Here is a 20,544-nt window from a genome sequence, read left to right on the forward strand (position 1 = left end):
TGGAGTATTCGTTTAAAGAGGGGGAATTTAAATTGAATTTTGTAATCGATAAGATAGATGGTTTACAGCTTGAATTTTCAAAACTTGTTTCCATGATGAATTACGCCCGTTACACAACGATGCAAGCAGTGGAAGGTTTAACAATTGATGAACTTGATTATTTATATGACGAAGAAGCAAATTCAATTGGCATGCTATTATATCACATGGCTGCTATTGAATTTTATTACCAAATTCATACCTTTGAGGATCGTGAACCGACAGATGCCGAATTAGAACGTTGGTTACCTGCTGTAGAGTTAGGGGCTATTGGACGAGAAAAAATAAAAGGAAACTCCATCGAATTTTACATCCATACATTACAAGAAGTACGCTCTAAAACAATTGAAACTTTTCAATCCTTACCTGAGGAATGGTTATTTAAAACGACAGACTTTTGGCATGACAAACCAGCAAATAATTATTTTAAGTGGCTTCACGTATTTGAAGATGAAATTAACCATCGTGGACAAATTCGTTTAATAAAAAAGATGCAAAAAGCTCATTCAGTAAAATAAGAAAGTGCCACCTTATCCGGTGGCACTTTCTTTTATTCATTTACAAATATTTTCCCGTTTGCTTTTTTAGCAATAGCTGTTACCACTATTAAAATGAATAGTAAGTATAACCATTTTGCAACAAGTAACCACCCTTGAAAAATTGCTATGTCATTCATTTGTTCATAACCTTTTTTTAGCAAGAACGGAATTGTACTAATTATAATAACAAACTCAATGCTATAAATAATTTTCTTTTTCCGACTATACGTTTTCCACTCTTTCCAGCGGTACAAGGGAGCAAAAATGAATATGCCTATACATAATATAAATGGTGTCCATTCACTTTTTAAAAATTGTGCTGAAATGATAGATACCATTAAACAACCGAGCACACCATAATACCCTACTTTCTCTCTCATTCGTACTACCCCCATTCTATTCGCTCTTTACTATATAACTCCCTATTCTTATCATGACTCTTAGGAAAATAACGACTACAATTACAAAATAAAGACCTTTCGCAGACGACATCCATTGTTGAAAAATAGACATTTGCTCCATTTGCTTCTGACCTTCTATTAAAATAAAACCTACTACAAATGAACTAACAACAATGATATCTATCATAATTCCAATACTTTTCTTACTATGCTGTTTCATGTCATCCCAGCGAGATAAAAGCAAAAACACAAACCCGAGAACAGGCATAATACTTATCCATTCATTGTTTGTAAATAGATCTAAAATGATTAATAGACTACAAGAAATGATAAAGTGAAACTTTAATCCATGGGGGTGTCCCCCACGGATTATTAGTTGAACCAATCGGGCTTTTACGGGCAGTTGATTTCCTACCTAACTCCCTCGCATTCGCCAACTTTTAAAGTGGGAATCTTACTGCCCGTTAATGCGGGATAAATCCCCAAAAACCAACTTTTTTTGCGCATACGCCCTCCTCTAATTCCATTTTTAGGATTAATTGTATTGTAACATCCATTTTATACCCTTACCATTACAGTACATGAAATTTTATTTTTTCCCTATACTCACATACATTCACCGCTTTCATACAATGAACTACACGAACGCCTAAAGGATGTGAATGTTGTGGGAGTTGAATTAACGCTTTTACATGCTCTCTATATTCTTTGTTTACTCACTATTATTACCTTTTTTATTTTTAGAAAAGATACAACGATTATTTGTATCATTTTCACCTTTTTATTAGCATTAACCGCTACAAGTTCTATCCCTCTTGCCGTTAGCAGTATTTTTCAAAGTTTTATTTATGCCATAACTGAACTATTACCAACTATATTGATCATCTCCATTATCGTATCGATGAGTAACCTACTCGTTCATACTGGCATAAATGATACGATGATTTTACCATTTACAAAGATGATTCGTACACCTACACTTGCCTACTGGATTATCGGCCTTTTAATGATGACAATTTCTTTCTTCTTTTGGCCTTCCCCAGCTGTCGCGTTAATGGGGGCTATTTTATTACCCGTCGCTGTACGCGTCGGCCTGCCACCAATTGGGGTTGCAATTGCTATGAACTTATTTGGACACGGAATTGCTTTATCCGGAGATAAAACCCCTTAATGTAAAGTATTTTTAAAAGGATGTATGATGAAACTTCACTTTGTCCTATTTCATTCTCATTTTGCAAGTAGGTAATTGTAAGGTTCAGAAATTAAACCACTAAACTTGTAGAAAAGGAATGATTTAAAATGACAAACATTGTAACAAAGATCAAAGGAACGGAAATTATTTGTAAAGGGAATGTTGAAGGTAACTTTGAACAAGTACCAATGCAATTATTCGATTATATTCAGTTAGGATTGATTACTCATACTGATTTAGTGGTATATGTGAAGCTATTGCAACTATATAATGAAAATTATGGTTATGCATTCCCAACTATTGAACATTTAATGATTGATACTCGTATAGGTGGAAAAGCAACTATTCATAACAGCCTTAAAAGATTAGATGAAGTTGGGCTAATACAGAAAAGCAAGACAAACAAAGGAAATAATGTTTACGTGGTCTACAAGCCATTAAACAGGACAGCATTATATAAATGTGTTCCTGATAAGGTTGAACAATTTAAAGAGTTTGAAAGTAAGTTAATGAAAATATCAGTTCATGACAAGGAACGTTTTCAACAGCATCTACAAGACAAGCAAATGAGGGAACAACAAGAACAGCAAATTCAAGCAAAACAAGTTGTTCCTAAAGAGAAAACAATACCTTATGATGAAATGGAAAATCTTTCACTTAAAGAATTAAAAATGTTACTGAAAGAACGTGGTGAAATGTAATAGTACAAATTATGTACCTCAAAGTCACAAGAATAGGGATTAAGTAGTTCAAATAATGAACCTCAGTAGTTCAATAATTGTACTTGAGATAGTTCGGATTATGAACGTTATACATACTTACTTTAAACAAACTTATATAATCAAACTTAAATATATTCTCTAAAAGAATACTATGAAAAGGATAAAAGAAATCTGTTAAAAGAATGAAGTGAAGTAAAGAAAGTATTAACGTTCATTATTTGAACCGTGCACAACGAGTCTTTGCTGAGAATCCGCATGATAGCAACGTTTGTGACATATTTAGCTTGTTCATTTTTGTGCAATTCCTCACGTTTTTCCGCTTCCATGCCCTCTTTATACAGCCGACTCAGAAATGTTTTTCCTGCACAATTGAACAGCCAAAATAAAAGAAGACCACCAGCATTAGCTGTTAGCCTTTCGTTTTGCACGTATTAAGGTACTTTTACTAATGCCAGTCTTATTTTCTACTTCTTTGTAAGACTCGGTTTCTAATAGCTTTAAAGCATGTTCTATCTGTTTTTTACTGTATTTATTTGGACGCCCTTCTCTAAAGTCGTCACGCTGTTTAGCAATGGCTTTGCCTTCCTGAGTACGTTCTACAATTAAATTTCTCTCCATTTCTGCCACTGCTAGTAATGTAGTTAAGAAGAATCTACCCATTGTCGTATCTTCTAATAGTCCCACATTTAAAACATGAACTCTTACACCTTTAGAAAATAGTCCTTTTACGATTTCGATTCCCTCAACAGTGTTTCTTGCTAATCTATCTAGTTTAGTGACAACTAATGTATCACCTTCTTTTAGGATTGAAAGAACTTCTTGTAATTGCGGTCTATCTGATTTAGTTCCTGTAAACTTCTCAGAATAAATATTGTCACAGCCTTCATTTTCTAATGCTGTTAATTGTACCTCTAATTCCTGTGACACCGTACTTACTCGTGCGTATCCGTATTTCATTATGTATTATCCCCTTTTTTACGGTTCATTTATGACACTAAGTTACGACACCTTCCGATACCTTGATAATACAGCAATGACTTCTCGGTGTCAATACTGTTAAGTTATGACCCTTCTATTTGTAATGGATTTAATATTGTATACTAGTTCAAAGAGGGGGCTGTTAATGGATAATGATGGGGGTTCTTTATACGATAGGTTACCGTTAGAAATGTTAGCAGGTTTTTATTACCACATAAGCAAAAATATAGAGAATGGAATTTTATCTAATGCTATGTACCATGAAATAAACCTAATTGAACAAGTAGCCATCAAAAGGGGGATCTCATTGATAGACCTATATAATCAAGGTTCATTTATGAAATAATATACACAGATTTTTTTAGAGATAATTTAAAGGGTAGCAACATTATGTTGTTATCCTTTTTACTATTATGTACGTCTATTAAAAGGGCGGTGCTATGGCATGGCTATATAGCCCCTATTGGAATGGTAGTGTGGGTAGTAGTAGGACGAGGGACGGTGCTGGGTAGCGAGGATAGAGGGACAGGGAATGGCAACAGTACCAGCACTGACAGTAGCAACGATGGTAGCAAGGACTCAGTGAGGTGAGATAAGAAAGAAGAAGAAACAAATGAGAATGAGATCAGTGAGATAAATGAGAAGAACGAGGATTGGTGATAACGTCATGCGGTAATAGTTGCGACGCCTACTATATTTTTATATAGGGATACCCCACCCTATGGGGGGGGCCCCCCTGTATATGGGCTGTCTGGTGTCTGCAAAATATACGCACCATTTTCAAATTCCTGAGTGGAAATAACTGGAAGTTCAAAAGGGATACACAACCTAAATAAAACAATATGTCAAATAGGTGCGTTGCTGAGGGCTATTGTAAGGAGATTAACTTTTACTTTATTGATAGTTACCTTATTATTAAACTAATTGGGCAGTTTAGTTTAACTACACATTTTTAACATTATGTAAAGCAAGGATGTGATTGTATGTTTCAAGAGGGGTTTCCAAACTATTTGAGAGACGATGTTACTAAAGCGGTTGGATCGATACCTAATAAAACTTATAATAATGTCACTATTGGTGTGTCTCAGGATATTATTCAATATTTTCAAGATAATAACGTAATTAGGTTTCCTTATCGTATCTACTACATTGATAGTTCAGATGAAGTTATAGACAATTTAAGTGAACGACAAAAGATGATTTTGCATTGCATATATTCAAGAAGTTGTGACGGGCTTGTTCGCCAAAAGCATATGTATTCGTTGCTTCAGATGGATTATGAAGATTGGGCTATTCCTTATATCGTAAAAATCTGTGATGAATATGTCGTAGAAATATTAGAAATGACTTATGATATTTTAAAAGAACAGGATACAGAACGGATTAAAAAATTTTGTATTGAAAATATTGGGGCGTTTTGCAAAAGCTATAATAGAATGATTAGCTATTGGAACGAATATTACAGATATAAATACAATAATTTTCAACAATATATTGGTAGGAAGTTATTTAGAGATTGTTTTGGTTACTCTAAATCAATGGAACGCAGGAAAAAAGAAGTTTGTGAAACAATACACTTTAACTAACGGGTGCTTTACTTTAAGAGGGTTTACCTTGCCATTTGTTAATAATAAATAATTTTGCGACGGATTTTGAAAACTTTTTAGGGGGTCTAGCTGCATGACAGAAAATGAGAAGAAACTAATGGAACAGATATATGCAAAGTTATGTGAAATGGAGAAGAAAATGGATAAGTTAGATGGTAGGTTAGATAATTTAGATAATAAGTTAGATAGGTTGGAGGGGAAAATGGATAGTTTGGAAGGTAGTTTTAAAGGACTACAAGCCACATTCGAACAGGGCTTTGCTGACGTGCATAAAGGATTAAATGAAATCATTGAAATAAATAAGCATCGAAAGACAGCAAGGGAAATCGTTGAGGGCATCGCCGGGAATGGAAAATAAAAGGAGTTTTTATAAGTCGAGAAAAAACAAATCGAAAATTTATGTGAAAGTGTTTATTCTTTATTTCATTATATTGATCCTATATGCTGTATTGTTTGAGTCTGGTAAAGAGTATATGGAGGTAAGAATAGATAATGTTCTTTTACCTCAATTATATTTGGCTGTAGGGCGTACGCTGTTGGGATTGTCGATATGGCTTCTTCCGGATAAGTTAGGTATTAAGATTCATTTTATTTGTAAAATTCTTATATATGTCATTACGATGATACCTGTGTTTATCTTTTTAGATGTGTTGGGTTTGTTGGAGTAGTAGAGTTTGATACTTCCACCCCTATTTTACTGGAAATAAAAGTAAGGGTATGACCTATCTTTACACATATCTCGGCTGAACCCCAAATGAAGACAGAAAAGGAATCCGGTTCTTTATAGAACAGATTCCTAATGTCCGCTAATCCTTGTTGCGTGATTTTGTTCCATTGCTACACACACACCGAATATACCTGACCTTCATTTTTTGGATTAGAAATGCCTTATACCAAGCCCTCATTTTGCAAAGCTAATCCATATTGCATAGCTAACACTGGTGGTAGTCCCTTCAATACGTCTGTATTTCCCCTTCTCAGTTCCGCTAGTACGTCCTGCTTTACAATGCTAGTTAAGTTAGGTGTATTCATATTTATTTTGCCTCCTTAGGTTGCTTTAAGTGTTCTGGTAAATTCCCACGAGTAGCTGAAAACATATCGTTCTTGGAAATCACTGACTTATCAAACCAACTAAAGTGTGGTTGATACTGGTCTTGTTCGAAAGAATATTCTAGTCGTGGAAACACTTCTTTTACCTTTGTATCTTCAAATATTTCATGAATATCAGGTGCAATCGAATGGTATTGTTTTTGGAACTGTTTACCCATTTCAGCTACCTCAGTAAGTAATTCATAACGGTGGCGGATGGCAAGTTCTGTCACGTTATACTCATTAGCACTAGTACGGTCTCTTCTCAGTACCTCTTGAAATACTGGAACATACGCAATCTTTAAAGCTGATCTTTTCTCATTTAATTCTTCTAACATAGAATGAATGATTTCTACTTTAGAGTTGATTCCCTTTGCCTGTGCCTTTAAATAAATACGTTCTGACAAGTTTGCATTCTCCTGGTCTAACAGAATTGCTGTCATTTCCTCTTGCATTGCTGCCAATTCCATTTGTAGTTCCTGTTCTTCTTTGTCCAGTCCCTCAGCATATTCCTTGTATTCAGCTACAATTTTCTTAGTTTCAACAAACAAATCTTTAACTTCCATTTCTCCATACCTCCATTTAGTTATTTAATTCTTTGTTCCTTTAGTTCTACAATTCTTTTCACTGATACCAGTTCTAGTTGACTGATATTCAAAGCATGAATACCGTCCATGATTTTAGCTTCATAGTGTGGCGAAAGTGGTAACTCACCACGTTCCAGCTTTGCTAGTACACTTTGGTCTATTTTGCATACCTCACCGAACTTTCCCTGAGTCATATTTCTACTTAAACGAACGTATTTAATCATTTGATAATTTACCTTTCGTTCGTGCGGTAAGCTGTTCACATTTACACCAATCATTTATCTCACCTCAGTTTCTTTAAAGTTCCTATTTTAGGAAGTCATGACAAATTAAAAATGACGCGTCATAAGACACGCCTTCACATAGGGAAATTATTCACGTAGGAAATCCTCAACAAGACTTCCACACTTACTTGTTCTTGACGACTAGGGACATTACTGGTGATAAAAACAAGTTTTTTAAATTTATTTTCAAATCAATGTCCTAATTCATTCCGTATTTGCAAGTACCTAACTGACAACACAAATTCAGTGAGGTGCTAGTACAGATGAAAGATGTAAATAGAAGTAGAAAAACGGAAGGAAATAATGGATTATTAAGTAACAAAAAAAATCAATCTGAATACCATGGCTTACATGGGGTGATGTGTTTATGAAAAATAAACGTATACCTAAAGTAACCATAATTAAAGCCACTAATCCTAACTATAAACAAGTAGCTGAAACAATCGTGAAATTATCTCAGCCTAACATAGAAACAAAGAAAGACGTTTCCTAATTGGAGACGTCTTTTTCTTTTAGCCTTATTTCAAATTCATCCACTGTATTTACAAGTTCTAGATGTTCAAACAGTAGTCTGTATACCCTATTTTGATTTTCAATGCTTTCGTTTTCAATGTTAATTAGCGAATCAACAGCGTTTTGAATAACTGCACTTCTATCATAGTCAGTCAAACTAGCAAGTAGTCGTTCATTATCTTCTAGTGCCACATTTAAATCCTTTAAATCCTTCGCTAAGGGTGGTACTAATCCTACATAATCTGCTTCAGATAAAACTCCTTTGATTAAATAGCTTTTAGCGTTTTGTATTTCAATTTGTATTTCAGCTATACGTTTTGATATATCCTTTATTTGTTCCATGACTTTAATTTTCATATCACTGGTTGTATCTATTTCTACACTTTCTATTTCTTCTCTTAATGAATCCTTATAGCTTTCAATAGCAATATAAAAGTGTGGAAGTAGTTCCTTCAATGAAATCGATTTATTAGGACATTTCTTCTCATTGTATTCACCCATAACCTTTTGGCATTTCCCCACCTGATAAGATGTAACCCCTTCTTTATTAGTCCATGATTTATGAATTGGTAACCTATTACCGCATATTCCACATACAACTAATCTATCCAGCACTGTATTGATTTTAGTATACCTGATACCTTGTGGGTTCCTGCTACGTGAACGAATCATGTTACTTATTTTTTGAAATTCTTCAATAGTTAATAATGCTGGATGTGTATCACGCACTATAACATCTTCCTCAAACATCTTACTGTAATAGTGGCTTTCACCTAAGTAAACACGATTAGCCAACATCCTTGTAATTGTACCTACGTCTTTCCATTTCTTATTAGATTTTGTGGTATACCCTAGTTGGTTAAGTTTCCCAATGATTTCAGCTATTACATATCCTTCTAATACTTTGTCTACAATAAACCTAAACGTCTTGCTTTCAATAGGGTGTGGTGTCAGTTTGTCCTTATCTTTGAAATAACCGAAAGGTAGCTTATTGACATATTTACCTTCCTTCGCACTTGCTAAAACCTTTACATTCATCCTATAAGCAAAGTTTTCAAGTTCTTGCTGATTCATAGCACCACGAATGATATTAGTTAGAAACTGATTTCTATCATTAGGGAAGATGTAGCCTTCACGTATGGAAAGGATAGCTATGTCAGTTCCCTTTAATTCTTCATACACATTCGTCTGTTCATTTACTGTACGATATAACCTTGATTCTTCCACAACAACAATTAAATCGTGCTTTCCATCTAAACAAGCATTCAGCATTTTATTGTATTCAATTCTATTTATGTCCGTTGACTTTGCAACATAATCATTATAAATCACGTAGTTGTTCCAGCCTTGATCTTTGCAGAAGTCCGTTAAACGCTTTAAATGGCTTTCAATTGTTTCTATCTCAGTCTTGCCTTGACTCTTCTTAGACTTCCTTATATACAGTGCTTTAGGCTTATCAGAGGGCTTATAGTCTGCCTGTGAGAACGGTTTATACAATTGCGTTTCACCTCATTTAATAAGTATTTATATACATTATAATAACATACTTTATCAGGCGACTTCGTTATTCAAGGTGCCCCGAAATTAACAGCGGATGCAGCTGGTTTACCAGTTTCTAGCGTCGTATCCGCAAGTGTCCCCCTCGTTATCGTTATGGGCGTTGTTACAACTTCTGTTGCTTTTTTCTTCTTACGAAAAGAATTTCATACAGGCTTATCGTTGCAAGACTCTTCTTCAGCAACTGAACCATCCAAAACTATCATTTTATTATCTCCTCACATAAAGAAATGGCTCGCCATATGTATCCCTATCGTATATATCATTGATATCCTTTGCATGATTCAATTTAAACTACAAGGAAGCGATGCAACAGCACTTATTGGCGGGACGACTGTTATTATGATTATCATTATTGCTCTCATCGCCTACAAAGGAAATGGCCTGAATAAAACGACCGATTATTTTATAGAAGGGCTCCAATTTGGATTTAAAATCTTTGGTCCAGTTATCCCAATTGCTGCACTTTTTTATTTAGGGGATAGCGGATTTGTAAAAATTATCGGGGACTATTTACCGAAAGGTTCACACGGAATCATTAACGACTTAGGAATCGCCTTATCTCAAACTGTTCCTTTAAACCAATATGTATCAGCGGGAACACTAACTATCGTTGGTGTCATAACAGGGTTAGATGGATCTGGCTTTTCCGGTATATCACTTGCTGGTTCGATTGCCAATCTTTTCGGCACAGCACTGGGGAATGGAACAGCTACATTAACAGCACTTGGGCAAATTGCTGCAATCTGGACCGGAGGCGGGACTTTGATTCCTTGGGCGCTTATTCCTGCCGCTGCCATTTGTAAAGTAGATCCATTTGAACTTGCACGCCGAAACTTTTTACCAGTTATAATTGGCTTAATTGTCACCACAATCGTTGCGATGTTTATTCTATAAAGTAAGCAGGTGTTCTCTTGCTTACTTTTTTATTGTGAAATCAATCATTTATTACGGACTTTCAAAAGGGATTATGTATATGTTAGCGAAGTTATATTAGGAGAGTATTTATTTCAAAACGTTTACGAGAAACAGATTACTTCCATTCGAAAAGGGGACATAACTATGAATGAATTGATTTTCGTCTTATTAATTTGTCCATTACTTATCTTTATCGTTTCTGTTATTGGAACCCGCAAGACGCAAACATATTACGTAATGCCAATTGTAACGTTTGCTAGTTTTTTAATACTAGGTGTCATCGCTTTTACTCCAAAATTTTTCTTTTGGATTGGCATGTATAGCATTTTCTCATTTATTGTTTCTTATATGACTCTCTTGTTTGTGAAAGGATATGAATTTGTAGAAAGCACTAAGTAGTTAGTAGTAAGGGGCTTTGATATTGATGGGAATTTGCTTGAATTTATATAAAAAGACGACCGCGTTCCCCCGCAGTCGTCTTTTTTCATATTACGCTGTGATCCAAGCTTCGTTAGCTGGATTTTTACGCCACTCTTGTAATTTTTTCGTTTCAGCTTGTCCGATCATACCTTTTTCTGCTGCTACTTCAGTTAATGCACTGTAGTCGCTTAAAGAGTATGATGCTACGTTAGCTGCTTCTAGTTTTTCTTTTCCTGCTTCTAACTCGTATGTGAAGATTGATACGATTCCTAATACTTCACAGCCTGCTTCGCGAAGTGCTTCTACACATGTAATTGCACTACCACCAGTTGAAATTAAGTCTTCTACTACTACAACTTTTTGACCTTTTTCAGCTTTTCCTTCAATTTGATTCCCTTTACCGTGGCCTTTTGCTTTACTACGTACGTAGCACATTGGTAAATTCATACGATCGCTTACCCATGCAGCGTGCGCAATACCAGCAGTTGCTGTTCCTGCAATAACCTCTACAGTTGGGAAGTGCTCTTTAATTAACTCTTCTAATCCAGCTGCAATCGCTTGACGTACTTTTGGATAAGATAAAGTTAAACGGTTATCACAATAAATTGGTGATTTCATACCTGAAGACCAAGTGAATGGATCATTCGGTTGTAAAAATACTGCTCCAATTTCTAATAAATGCGATGCGATTTCTTTTTTCATACTGTTACACCTTCCCACTGTTGTTTTACTGTTTTATACGCTTCAAGCGGATTTTCTGCTTTTGTAATACTACGCCCAACTACGATGTAGCTTGAGCCAAGTTCCCTCGCACGTTTCGGTGTTGCTACGCGCACCTGATCATTCACATCATCGCTTGCAAGACGGATCCCCGGTGTTACTGTTACAAATTCATTCCCGCATACTTCACGTAATTTTGGAACTTCAAGCGTTGAGCAAACAACGCCATCAAGTCCACTTTCTTTCGTTAATTTTGCATAATGAGCAACCGCTTCTTCTAACGTTTTCTCAATGCCGATCTCTTTTTTCATCATAGCTTCCGAAGTGCTTGTTAGTTGTGTAACTGCAATACAAATCGGTCTCTCTTTTCCTTCTTGCTTACCTTCCTCTAATCCCTCAATCGCAGCTTTCATCATACTGCTTCCCCCAGCAGCATGAACATTTACCATATCAACATCTAGACTAGCTAGGCTACGCATAGCGCTTTTTACTGTATTCGGAATATCATGAAGTTTTAAATCTAGAAAGATTTTATGTCCTTTTTCTTTTAAGTACGTAATAATCGCAGGGCCTTCTTTGTAAAATAACTCCATACCAACTTTGACAAATAACTCTTCCCCTTCAAAGTGGCGCAAGAATTGTTCTACATCTTGTTTCCCCGGAAAATCTAGTGCAACGATTAACGACTGTGACATGTTTGCTTCCAGCTCCTTCCTTGACATTCCGAAATGTGATCAAATCCTAATTCATCTAGTAATGCTGGTAACTCTTCAATAATTGTCGGACATACGAACGGATCTATGAAGTTCGCTGTACCTACTGCAACTGCGCTTGCACCAGCGTAGAAGAACTCAATTACATCTTCTGCTGACTCAATACCACCCATTCCGATAATTGGAATGTTAACCGCTTGGCTTACTTCATGTACCATACGAATTGCTACTGGCTTAATCACAGGACCTGATAGTCCGCCCGTACGGTTTGCTAAAATTGGTTGGGCTGTTTTTAAATCTAGACGCATACCAAGCAATGTATTAATCATCGTTAAACCATCTGCACCTGCATTTTCAATCGCTTTTGCAATTTCCACAATGTTTGCCACGTTCGGTGACAATTTCACGTATACAGGTACTTCAGAAACCTCTTTTACTCGCTTCGTTAAATCAGCAGCAATTTCAGGATTTGTACCAAAAGCGATACCACCTGTTTTTACGTTCGGACAAGAAATATTTAATTCTAGTGCATGGACATTAGGCGCTTTAGAAATTTCCTTTGCAACTGCTACGTAATCCTCAGCTTGTGAGCCCGCAACATTCGCAATGATTGGAAGATCAAATTGTTCTAACCATGGTAATTCAGAATTCATTACTTTTTCTAAACCTGGGTTTTGAAGTCCGATTGCATTTAACATGCCGCCTGGTGTTTCAGCAACACGAGGCGTCGGATTTCCATAACGTGGTTGTTCTGTCGTCGCTTTAATCATGATTGATCCTAGTACACTTAAATCGTAAAACTGTGCATATTCACGACCAAATCCAAAGCATCCAGATGCTGGTATAATTGGATTTTTTAATGACAATCCTGGTAATTCAACTTGCAATCTGTTCATAGTACAACCTCCCCAATTGGAAATACCGGTCCGTCGCTACACACCTTCTTATAAGAATGTCCACTTGGATCTTCTTGTAAGTGGCATACACATGCGAAACAAGCTCCAATACCACAACCCATACGTTCTTCTAATGAAATATAGGCTTTTTTCTCTTTGTAACGTCCTTCTAATGCACGAAGCATCGCTAACGGGCCACATGAATAAAGAATGTCAAAGTCGATTCCGTAATTATCAATTACATCTGTAACAAATCCCTTTGTACCGTGTGTGCCGTCTACTGTTGCAACGTACGTATCACCAAGTTCTGCAAATTTTTCTTCATAGAAAACAACATCTTTCGTTTGAAAACCTAAGATGTGAATCACACGTACACCTTTTGCAACGAGGCGCTGTGATAATTCATAAAGTGGTGGTACCCCAATTCCCCCGCCTACTAATAAAGCCGTTTGTCCTGTTTCTGCTTCTTCTACAGGAAAACCGTGTCCTAGTGGTCCTAGTACATCTACCATTTCACCTTGTTTTCTAGTTGCTAATGTTTTTGTCCCTTGTCCTTCCGCACGATATAGCATTGTAAACTCGTTCTTCTCTTGATCTACATTACAAATACTAATCGGGCGGCGCAGAAGGGGCGCAATGCCCTCTGCTACCTTAATGTGTACAAACTGCCCTGGTTCGTTCATTTGCTGTACTAACGTTCCTTGAAGCACTAATTCGTAAATGTTTTTTGCGATTTCTTTTTGGTTAACGACGATCATATTTTGCTTTTGCATCATGCATGTACCACCTCGTGACGCTTTGTTTGCGTAATTTCTTTCATTGAATGAGCTGAGAATGTCATAGATTCTAATACTCGTAAGATTGCTCTCGTTGTATCAAGTGATGTTAAGCAAGCCACACCGTTTTCTACTGATTCACGGCGAATGCGGAAACCATCACGCGCTGGTTGTTTTCCTTTTGTTAATGTATTGATTACAAACTGTGCTTTTCCTTGGCGAATAATATCTAGTAAGTTGTAGTCTTCAGAATCAATTTTGTTTACAACTTGTACTGGGATATTTTGCTCTGCTAATGTTTGTGCCGTTCCAGCTGTTGCTAATAAGTTATAGCCGATTTCATGGAAACGTTTTGCAATTTCCATCGCCTCTTCTTTATCTTTATCCGCTACAGTGATGATTACGGATCCGTGCGTTGGGATGTTAATTCCTGAGGCAACTAGCCCTTTGTATAATGCTTTTTCAAGCGTTAAGTCTTTCCCCATTACTTCCCCTGTTGATTTCATTTCAGGTCCTAATGTTGTATCAACTGAGCGTAGTTTCGCAAATGAGAATACTGGTGCTTTTACATACACTTCTTTCTCTTCTGGGTGATAGCCCGTTCCGTATCCTTGCTCTATTAGGTTTTGACCTAAAATAACTTTCGTTGCAACATTCGCCATCGGTACGCCTGTAATTTTACTTAAGAATGGTACTGTACGGCTCGCACGTGGGTTTACTTCAATTACATACACTTGATCTTTGAATACTACAAACTGGATATTTAGTAACCCAACAATGTTTAATCCTTTTCCAAGTGCAATTGTATGTTCAATAATTTGTTCTTTTAGTTCGTCAGATAAGCTTTGTGGTGGATATACTCCAATTGAATCCCCAGAGTGAACTCCAGCGCGTTCAATATGTTCCATAATACCTGGAATGAACACATTCTCACCGTCTGAAATTGCATCTACTTCAATTTCTTTACCAACCATGTAACGGTCGATTAATACCGGATGCTCTGCATGAACTTTAACTGCATTTTTCATGTAGTGCAGTAGTTCTTCTTGACGATATACGATTTCCATCGCACGTCCACCTAGTACGTAAGATGGTCTTACTAATACTGGGTAACCAATTTCTTCAGCGATTGCTACCGCTTGTTCTACAGTTGTTGCTGTTTTACCAACTGGTTGTGGGATTCCTAATTTTGTTAATGCAGCTTCGAATTTATCTCGATCTTCTGCGCGGTCTAAATCTTCAAGTGATGTTCCTAAAATTTTCACACCGTGTTCTTCTAATTTCGCCGCTAAGTTAATTGCCGTTTGTCCACCGAATTGTACGATAACACCTTCTGGCTTTTCTAAATCGATAATGTGCATTACATCTTCAATCGTTAATGGTTCAAAGTATAATTTGTCAGAAATACTGAAGTCTGTTGAAACTGTTTCTGGGTTGTTATTTACAATGATTGCCTCATATCCAGCTTCTTTAATTGCCCATACAGAGTGAACTGTTGCGTAGTCAAACTCAACACCTTGACCGATACGGATTGGACCAGACCCTAGTACAACCACACTCTTACGATCTGTTATAACCGATTCATTCTCGTCACCGTATGTGCTGTAGTAGTAAGGTGTTGCAGATTCAAACTCTGCCGCACAAGTATCTACCATTTTATAAACAGGAGTCATATTACTTTCTTTACGCATATCGTAAATTTCACGCTCTGTTTTGTTCCAAGCATTGGCGATGTAATGATCACTGAATCCCATTTCTTTTGCAGATTGTAACACTTCCATATTTCCTGCATTTTCTTTTACTTCGTGTTCCATGTTTACGATGTTTTCAATTTTTTGTAAGAAGAAGAAGTCCATTTCACACCATGAATTAATTTCTTCTTTCGTTACACCTTGACGGATTGCTTCTGCTACAACGAACAGACGCTCATCGTCAGCTTTTATAATACGTTTTTTCATTGTTTCTTTATCAAGTTCTTTTAAATGGTCTAATTCTAAGTGATAAATCCCTAGCTCTAAAGAACGAACCGCTTTTAATAATGATTGCTCTAAGTTACGTCCAATTGACATAACTTCACCAGTTGCCTTCATTTGTGTACCAAGCGTTCTGTTTGCTGATTCGAACTTATCAAATGGCCAACGTGGAATTTTTGAAACGACATAGTCTAATGCTGGCTCGAAGCAAGCGTATGTTTTTTGTGTTACTGGATTTACAATTTCATCTAATGTTAAACCGACTGCAATTTTCGCTGCTAACTTCGCAATTGGATATCCAGTTGCTTTAGATGCTAGTGCAGATGAACGACTCACACGCGGATTTACTTCGATTACATAGTATTGGAAGCTATGCGGATCTAGTGCAAGCTGAACGTTACAGCCACCTTCGATTCCTAATGCACGAATAATTCGTAATGAAGTGTTTCGTAACATTTGATACTCACGGTCACTTAATGTTTGACTCGGTGCTACAACGATTGAATCACCTGTGTGAACCCCAACTGGATCGATATTTTCCATGTTACATACTACAATCGCGTTATCATTCGAATCACGCATTACTTCATATTCAATTTCCTTACAACCAGCAATGCTCTTTTCTAATAAACATTGTGTTACTGGACTATGTTTTAATCCACCTGATACGATTTCAATTAGTTCTTCTTCATTACTACAGATTCCGCCACCTGTTCCCCCCATTGTAAATGCTGGGCGAACAATAACTGGATAACCAATTTCTTTTACAAATTCATGTGCTTCTTCTAGCGTATGAATAATGGTACTAGATGGAATTGGTTCATTTAATTCCTGCATTAATGTACGGAATAAATCACGATCTTCCGCTTGCTCAATTGCTGATAATTTTGTTCCTAAAATTTCAACTCCGCATTCTTCAAGTATGCCTGATTTCGCAAGTTCAACAGCCATATTTAGGCCTGTTTGACCACCTAATGTTGGTAGGATTGCATCTGGACGTTCTTTACGAATGATACGGCTTACGAATTCTAATGTTAATGGTTCTATATATACTTTATCTGCTGTTGCAGTATCTGTCATAATTGTTGCTGGGTTAGAGTTAACAAGGATTACTTTGTAACCTTCTTCTCTAAGAGATTGACAAGCTTGTGTACCAGAGTAATCAAACTCTGCTGCTTGCCCAATTACAATTGGTCCTGATCCGATTACTAAAATTGTGTTAATGTCTAGGCGTTTTGGCATAACTCTTCCCCTTCTTTCTTGAAGTTTTCAATCATTTCTAAGAAATCTTCGAATAAATCATTTGCATCTTCTGGTCCCGCTGAAGCTTCTGGATGGTATTGTACTGTAAATGCTGGAAACTTCGTATGACGAAGACCTTCTACTGTTCCATCATTTAAAGCAACATGTGTAATTTCAAGATTTGTATTTTCAACTGACTCTTCTTCTACTGCGTATCCATGGTTTTGAGAAGTAATTGCTACTTTTCCAGTTGCAAGATTTTTTACTGGATGATTTAAACCACGATGACCGAACTTCAACTTACTTGTATTTGCACCAGATGCTAATGCGAATAACTGATGTCCTAAGCAAATCCCGAATAAAGGAACTTTACCGATAATGTCTTTTAACATTTCAATTGCTTCTGGTACATCTTTTGGATCCCCAGGTCCATTACTTAACATAATTCCATCTGGGCTAAGGCGTAAAATCTCTTCTGCTGTTGTATTGTAAGGTACTACAATTACATCACAGTCACGCTTATTTAATTCTCTTAAAATACCATGTTTCATTCCGAAGTCTACAAGTACAACTCGATGACCACGGCCTGGGCTTGGGTATGGGTCTTTCGTTGATACGCGTTTTACATGATCTGTAAATACTGTCGCTTTTAATTGGCTCACAATGTACTCTACATCTGCATCCATGTTACAAAGTCGTCCGCGTAATGTACCGTATTGACGAATTTTTCTCGTTAATTTTCTCGTATCAATTCCTGCTAATCCTGGAATGTTTCTTTCTTTTAAGTAATCATTTAACGAAATTTCATTACGGAAGTTTGATGGATGATCACAAATTTCATTTACGATTAAACCATTTACAGATGGGTGAATGGATTCAAAATCGTCACGGTTAATGCCGTAGTTTCCGATTAATGGGTACGTAAATGTTACGATTTGACCGCAATATGATGGATCAGATAATGTTTCTTGATATCCAGTCATTCCTGTTGTAAATACAACCTCACCTGACTTTTCGATTTCGCCTCCGAAACCTTTTCCAATTAATACTGTTCCATCTTCTAAGATAAGTTGTCTTTTCATACTAATGCACTCTCCTTTTGCCATGCGATCTTACCGCCAACGATTGTCATTACCGGCCATCCTTGGCATTTCCAACCTGCGAATGGTGTATTTTTTCCTTTTGATAAGAAAGTTTTTGGATCAATCTCTTCTTCTTGTTCTAAATCAATGATTGTAATATCAGCTACTCTACCTTCTTTCAGGCGACCTGCTTCTAAACCGAATGTATCAGCTGGTTTTTCTGTTAAGAATTGAATTAACTGTTCTAATGTAATAATTCCTTTTTTCACAAGGTTTGTGTATAGAAGTGGGAATGCTGTTTCAAAACCAGTAATTCCGAATGGTGCTCTTTCAATTCCTTGTGCTTTCTCTTCCGCTGTATGCGGTGCATGGTCAGTTGCGATCATATCGATCGTTCCATCTAATAGCCCTTCAATTAACGCTGCGTGGTCTTCTTTTCCACGAAGCGGTGGGTTCATTTTAAAGTTAGGATCAGCTGATGGGATATCATCTTCACATAACACTAAGTGATGCGGTGTTACTTCTGCTGTTACTTTAATTCCAGCACGTTTTGCATCACGGATTACACGTACAGACCCTTTCGTACTTACGTGACATACGTGATAGTGACAATCTGCCGCCTCAGCAAGCAGTATATCCCTTGCAATATGTACAGATTCACATACTGATGGGATACCGTTTAATCCGTGTTTCTCAGAAAACTTCCCTTCATGTACACAACCTTTATTAATAAGTGTATTTTCTTCACAGTGTGCAACTACTGCCATATTCAACTTCGCTGCACGCTTCATAGCAGCTAGCATCATGCTCGCATCTTGTACGCCTACTCCATCATCAGTGAAAGCGAATGCTCCAAGCTCTTTTAACGTTTCGAAATCTGTCATTTCAGAACCTGCTTGACGTACTGTAATTGCTCCATATGGTAATACATTTACGTGTGCTTTTTCTTTAATACGTTTTTGTAAGTCTTCCATATGTTCCCTGCAATCTGGTACTGGACGTGTATTTGGCATTGCGCAAATTGTAGTGAATCCACCTTTTGCCGCTGCTAGTGTGCCTGTTGCAATTGTTTCTTTATGTTCACCACCTGGCTCACGAAGATGTACATGTACATCTACTAATCCAGGTGCGATTAACTTTCCGTTCACATCGATTACTTCAGCATTATCTGCCGTAATATTTTCTGCTACTTTCGCAATTTTACCGTCTTGTACGAGAAGATCTGTTGCTACGATTATTCCTTCTTCATTCATATAACGACCATTTTTAAACAAATAATTCATGTTTCATTCCTCCTAATACATTTGGTAAGGCGCGTTTTAGTACAGCCATTCTTACGTAAACTCCATTTTCCATTTGTTTAAATATGCGTGAACGCTCACACTCAACAAGTTCACTTGCAATTTCCACATCCCGGTTGAAAGGAGCTGGATGCATAATAATGCTTCCTTCTTTCATACGTTTTTCTCTTTCAAGCGTTAATCCGTGTTTTTCATGATACTCTTTCATAATGTCTGTTTCATAATGATCATGACGCTCATGCTGTACACGAAGTAACATCATTACATCAACTTCTGGAACTAGCTCATCTAAGTTTTTGTACGTTCCAAATGTGTTTTTTTCATCTTTCCACTCTTCTGGGCTTGCAAAATAAATCGTTGCCCCAAGCTTCGTTAATGTTTCAGCATTGGATCGTGCTACTCGGCTATGGCGAATATCTCCAACAATTGCAATCTTTAAACCTTCAAAACTTCCAAACTCTTGTTTAATTGTTAGAAGGTCGAGCAGACATTGCGTTGGATGATTTCCGCATCCATCTCCAGCATTTAAGATTGGAATGTTTACTTGATCTTTTAGCTCATCGAAGTAACGATCTTGCTCGTGGCGGATGACTACCGCTTTTGTTCCGATTGATTCCAGTGTTTTTATCGTGTCGTATAACGTTTCTCCTTTTTGTACGCTAGATGAATCTGCTGAAAAGTTTAATACGTCAAGTCCTAATCTCTTCTCAGCAACTTCGAAGCTAAATCTCGTTCTCGTACTATTCTCAAAGAACAAGTTCGCAACAAAAGTTTGCTCTGTTGTTTTACTCTCTTTCCCATTCGCGAAATCTTCTGCGTCTTTTAGGATTTCTGAAATTTCTAGTTCCGATAATTCACTCATCGTTAACAAATGGCTCATCGTCATCCCTCGTCTTTCTAATTTTTATGATAGCATTTATGGATATTTATAACAACATTTGCATAAAAATACCCTAGTCATGTGAGACTAGGGTGCAAGGAAGAAGCCACCCTTT

General features: G+C 36.8%; 21 protein-coding genes and 2 pseudogenes. 8 read left to right on the top strand and 15 right to left on the bottom strand.

The window, feature by feature from the left end; genetic code table 11:
* Window positions 1-32: 32 nt before the first annotated feature.
* Window positions 33-557 carry a DinB family protein gene (locus tag BTOYO_RS05575; RefSeq protein WP_001012026.1) on the top strand — a complete coding sequence of 175 codons (525 nt, stop codon included), beginning with the start codon at window positions 33-35 and terminating at the stop codon, window positions 555-557.
* 32 nt (window positions 558-589) lie between these two features.
* Here the strand turns inward: BTOYO_RS05575 and BTOYO_RS05580 are convergent, their stop codons facing one another.
* Together BTOYO_RS05580 and BTOYO_RS05585 are read right to left on the bottom strand one after the other, a co-directional pair.
* The gene (locus BTOYO_RS05580; RefSeq protein ID WP_001208473.1) at window positions 590-958 is read right to left on the bottom strand and encodes a YoqO family protein; all 369 of its coding nucleotides are present in this window, start codon (window positions 956-958) and stop codon (window positions 590-592) included.
* A gap of 16 nt (window positions 959-974) precedes the next feature.
* Window positions 975-1,349, bottom strand: coding sequence for a YoqO family protein (locus BTOYO_RS05585; protein ID WP_033660283.1), 375 nt, complete (start codon window positions 1,347-1,349; stop codon window positions 975-977).
* 297 nt (window positions 1,350-1,646) lie between these two features.
* On the opposite strand from BTOYO_RS05585, the pseudogene BTOYO_RS05590 reads away from it, so the two are divergent.
* Together BTOYO_RS05590 and BTOYO_RS05595 are read left to right on the top strand one after the other, a co-directional pair.
* Window positions 1,647-2,138: pseudogene (locus BTOYO_RS05590) on the top strand (transporter); the annotation flags it as partial.
* A 140-nt stretch (window positions 2,139-2,278) separates the two neighbouring features.
* Window positions 2,279-2,872 (top strand): hypothetical protein, encoded by a 594-nt coding sequence (locus tag BTOYO_RS05595; protein ID WP_000182187.1) that lies wholly within the window; start codon window positions 2,279-2,281, stop codon window positions 2,870-2,872.
* 423 nt (window positions 2,873-3,295) lie between these two features.
* On the opposite strand, the gene BTOYO_RS05600 is transcribed toward BTOYO_RS05595, so the two are convergent.
* Complete coding sequence (locus tag BTOYO_RS05600) at window positions 3,296-3,850, bottom strand: recombinase family protein (protein WP_000873665.1); 555 nt, start codon at window positions 3,848-3,850, stop codon at window positions 3,296-3,298.
* A 166-nt stretch (window positions 3,851-4,016) separates the two neighbouring features.
* Between BTOYO_RS05600 and BTOYO_RS05605 the strand changes: the two genes are divergently transcribed.
* The 3 genes from BTOYO_RS05605 (at window position 4,017) to BTOYO_RS05620 (ending at window position 5,836) form a co-directional block, all read left to right on the top strand.
* A complete protein-coding gene (locus BTOYO_RS05605; protein ID WP_000368103.1) occupies window positions 4,017-4,217 on the top strand; it encodes a hypothetical protein in 201 nt (66 codons plus the stop codon).
* A gap of 637 nt (window positions 4,218-4,854) precedes the next feature.
* Complete coding sequence (locus tag BTOYO_RS05615; RefSeq protein ID WP_000485075.1) at window positions 4,855-5,457, top strand: hypothetical protein; 603 nt, start codon at window positions 4,855-4,857, stop codon at window positions 5,455-5,457.
* Between the two features lie 94 nt (window positions 5,458-5,551).
* Entirely contained in the window at window positions 5,552-5,836 is a 285-nt protein-coding gene (locus BTOYO_RS05620; RefSeq protein ID WP_000138197.1) for a coiled-coil domain-containing protein, read from the top strand.
* A gap of 530 nt (window positions 5,837-6,366) precedes the next feature.
* Here the strand turns inward: BTOYO_RS05620 and BTOYO_RS27650 are convergent.
* The 4 genes from BTOYO_RS27650 to BTOYO_RS05640 form a co-directional block, all read right to left on the bottom strand.
* Window positions 6,367-6,510, bottom strand: coding sequence for a hypothetical protein (locus BTOYO_RS27650; RefSeq protein WP_001095849.1), 144 nt, complete (start codon window positions 6,508-6,510; stop codon window positions 6,367-6,369).
* 2 nt (window positions 6,511-6,512) lie between these two features.
* Window positions 6,513-7,133: a hypothetical protein gene (locus BTOYO_RS05630; protein WP_000453158.1), complete on the bottom strand. Its 621-nt coding sequence runs from the start codon at window positions 7,131-7,133 to the stop codon at window positions 6,513-6,515.
* 20 nt (window positions 7,134-7,153) lie between these two features.
* Entirely contained in the window at window positions 7,154-7,432 is a 279-nt protein-coding gene (locus BTOYO_RS05635) for a helix-turn-helix domain-containing protein (protein ID WP_000580590.1), read from the bottom strand.
* Between the two features lie 495 nt (window positions 7,433-7,927).
* Window positions 7,928-9,448, bottom strand: a complete 1,521-nt coding sequence (locus BTOYO_RS05640) for a recombinase family protein (RefSeq protein WP_000277762.1) — start codon at window positions 9,446-9,448, stop codon at window positions 7,928-7,930.
* 51 nt (window positions 9,449-9,499) lie between these two features.
* Here BTOYO_RS05640 and BTOYO_RS05645 point away from each other — a divergent pair.
* Window positions 9,500-10,405: pseudogene (locus BTOYO_RS05645) on the top strand (hypothetical protein); the annotation flags it as partial.
* A gap of 165 nt (window positions 10,406-10,570) precedes the next feature.
* Entirely contained in the window at window positions 10,571-10,825 is a 255-nt protein-coding gene (locus BTOYO_RS05650; RefSeq protein WP_001003941.1) for a YbeF family protein, read from the top strand.
* Window positions 10,826-10,915: 90 nt separating this feature from the next.
* On the opposite strand, the gene pyrE is transcribed toward BTOYO_RS05650, so the two are convergent.
* Genes pyrE through pyrB form a run of 8 tightly spaced genes read right to left on the bottom strand, consistent with a single transcriptional unit; the run spans window position 10,916 to window position 20,429 of the window.
* The gene (pyrE, locus tag BTOYO_RS05655; protein ID WP_000711460.1) at window positions 10,916-11,548 is read right to left on the bottom strand and encodes an orotate phosphoribosyltransferase; all 633 of its coding nucleotides are present in this window, start codon (window positions 11,546-11,548) and stop codon (window positions 10,916-10,918) included.
* Window positions 11,545-12,261: an orotidine-5'-phosphate decarboxylase gene (gene pyrF / locus BTOYO_RS05660; RefSeq protein ID WP_000083496.1), complete on the bottom strand. Its 717-nt coding sequence runs from the start codon at window positions 12,259-12,261 to the stop codon at window positions 11,545-11,547. Before pyrF ends, pyrE begins: the two co-directional genes overlap by 4 nt.
* Window positions 12,246-13,175: a dihydroorotate oxidase B catalytic subunit gene (gene pyrD / locus BTOYO_RS05665; protein WP_001081059.1), complete on the bottom strand. Its 930-nt coding sequence runs from the start codon at window positions 13,173-13,175 to the stop codon at window positions 12,246-12,248. The genes pyrF and pyrD overlap by 16 nt, the downstream gene beginning before the upstream one ends.
* Complete coding sequence (gene pyrK, locus BTOYO_RS05670; RefSeq protein WP_000983363.1) at window positions 13,172-13,951, bottom strand: dihydroorotate oxidase B electron transfer subunit; 780 nt, start codon at window positions 13,949-13,951, stop codon at window positions 13,172-13,174. The genes pyrD and pyrK overlap by 4 nt, the downstream gene beginning before the upstream one ends.
* On the bottom strand, window positions 13,948-17,166 hold the full coding sequence (gene carB / locus BTOYO_RS05675; protein WP_001126140.1) for a carbamoyl-phosphate synthase large subunit: 3,219 nt from the start codon (window positions 17,164-17,166) through the stop codon (window positions 13,948-13,950). The genes pyrK and carB overlap by 4 nt, the downstream gene beginning before the upstream one ends.
* Window positions 17,151-18,248: a carbamoyl phosphate synthase small subunit gene (locus BTOYO_RS05680; RefSeq protein ID WP_000828672.1), complete on the bottom strand. Its 1,098-nt coding sequence runs from the start codon at window positions 18,246-18,248 to the stop codon at window positions 17,151-17,153. Before BTOYO_RS05680 ends, carB begins: the two co-directional genes overlap by 16 nt.
* Window positions 18,245-19,531, bottom strand: a complete 1,287-nt coding sequence (gene pyrC, locus BTOYO_RS05685; protein ID WP_001108361.1) for a dihydroorotase — start codon at window positions 19,529-19,531, stop codon at window positions 18,245-18,247. The genes BTOYO_RS05680 and pyrC overlap by 4 nt, the downstream gene beginning before the upstream one ends.
* On the bottom strand, window positions 19,515-20,429 hold the full coding sequence (gene pyrB / locus BTOYO_RS05690) for an aspartate carbamoyltransferase (protein WP_000018838.1): 915 nt from the start codon (window positions 20,427-20,429) through the stop codon (window positions 19,515-19,517). The genes pyrC and pyrB overlap by 17 nt, the downstream gene beginning before the upstream one ends.
* Window positions 20,430-20,544: the final 115 nt, after the last annotated feature.

Source organism: Bacillus toyonensis BCT-7112 (assembly GCF_000496285.1).
Lineage (GTDB): Bacteria > Bacillota > Bacilli > Bacillales > Bacillaceae_G > Bacillus_A > Bacillus_A toyonensis.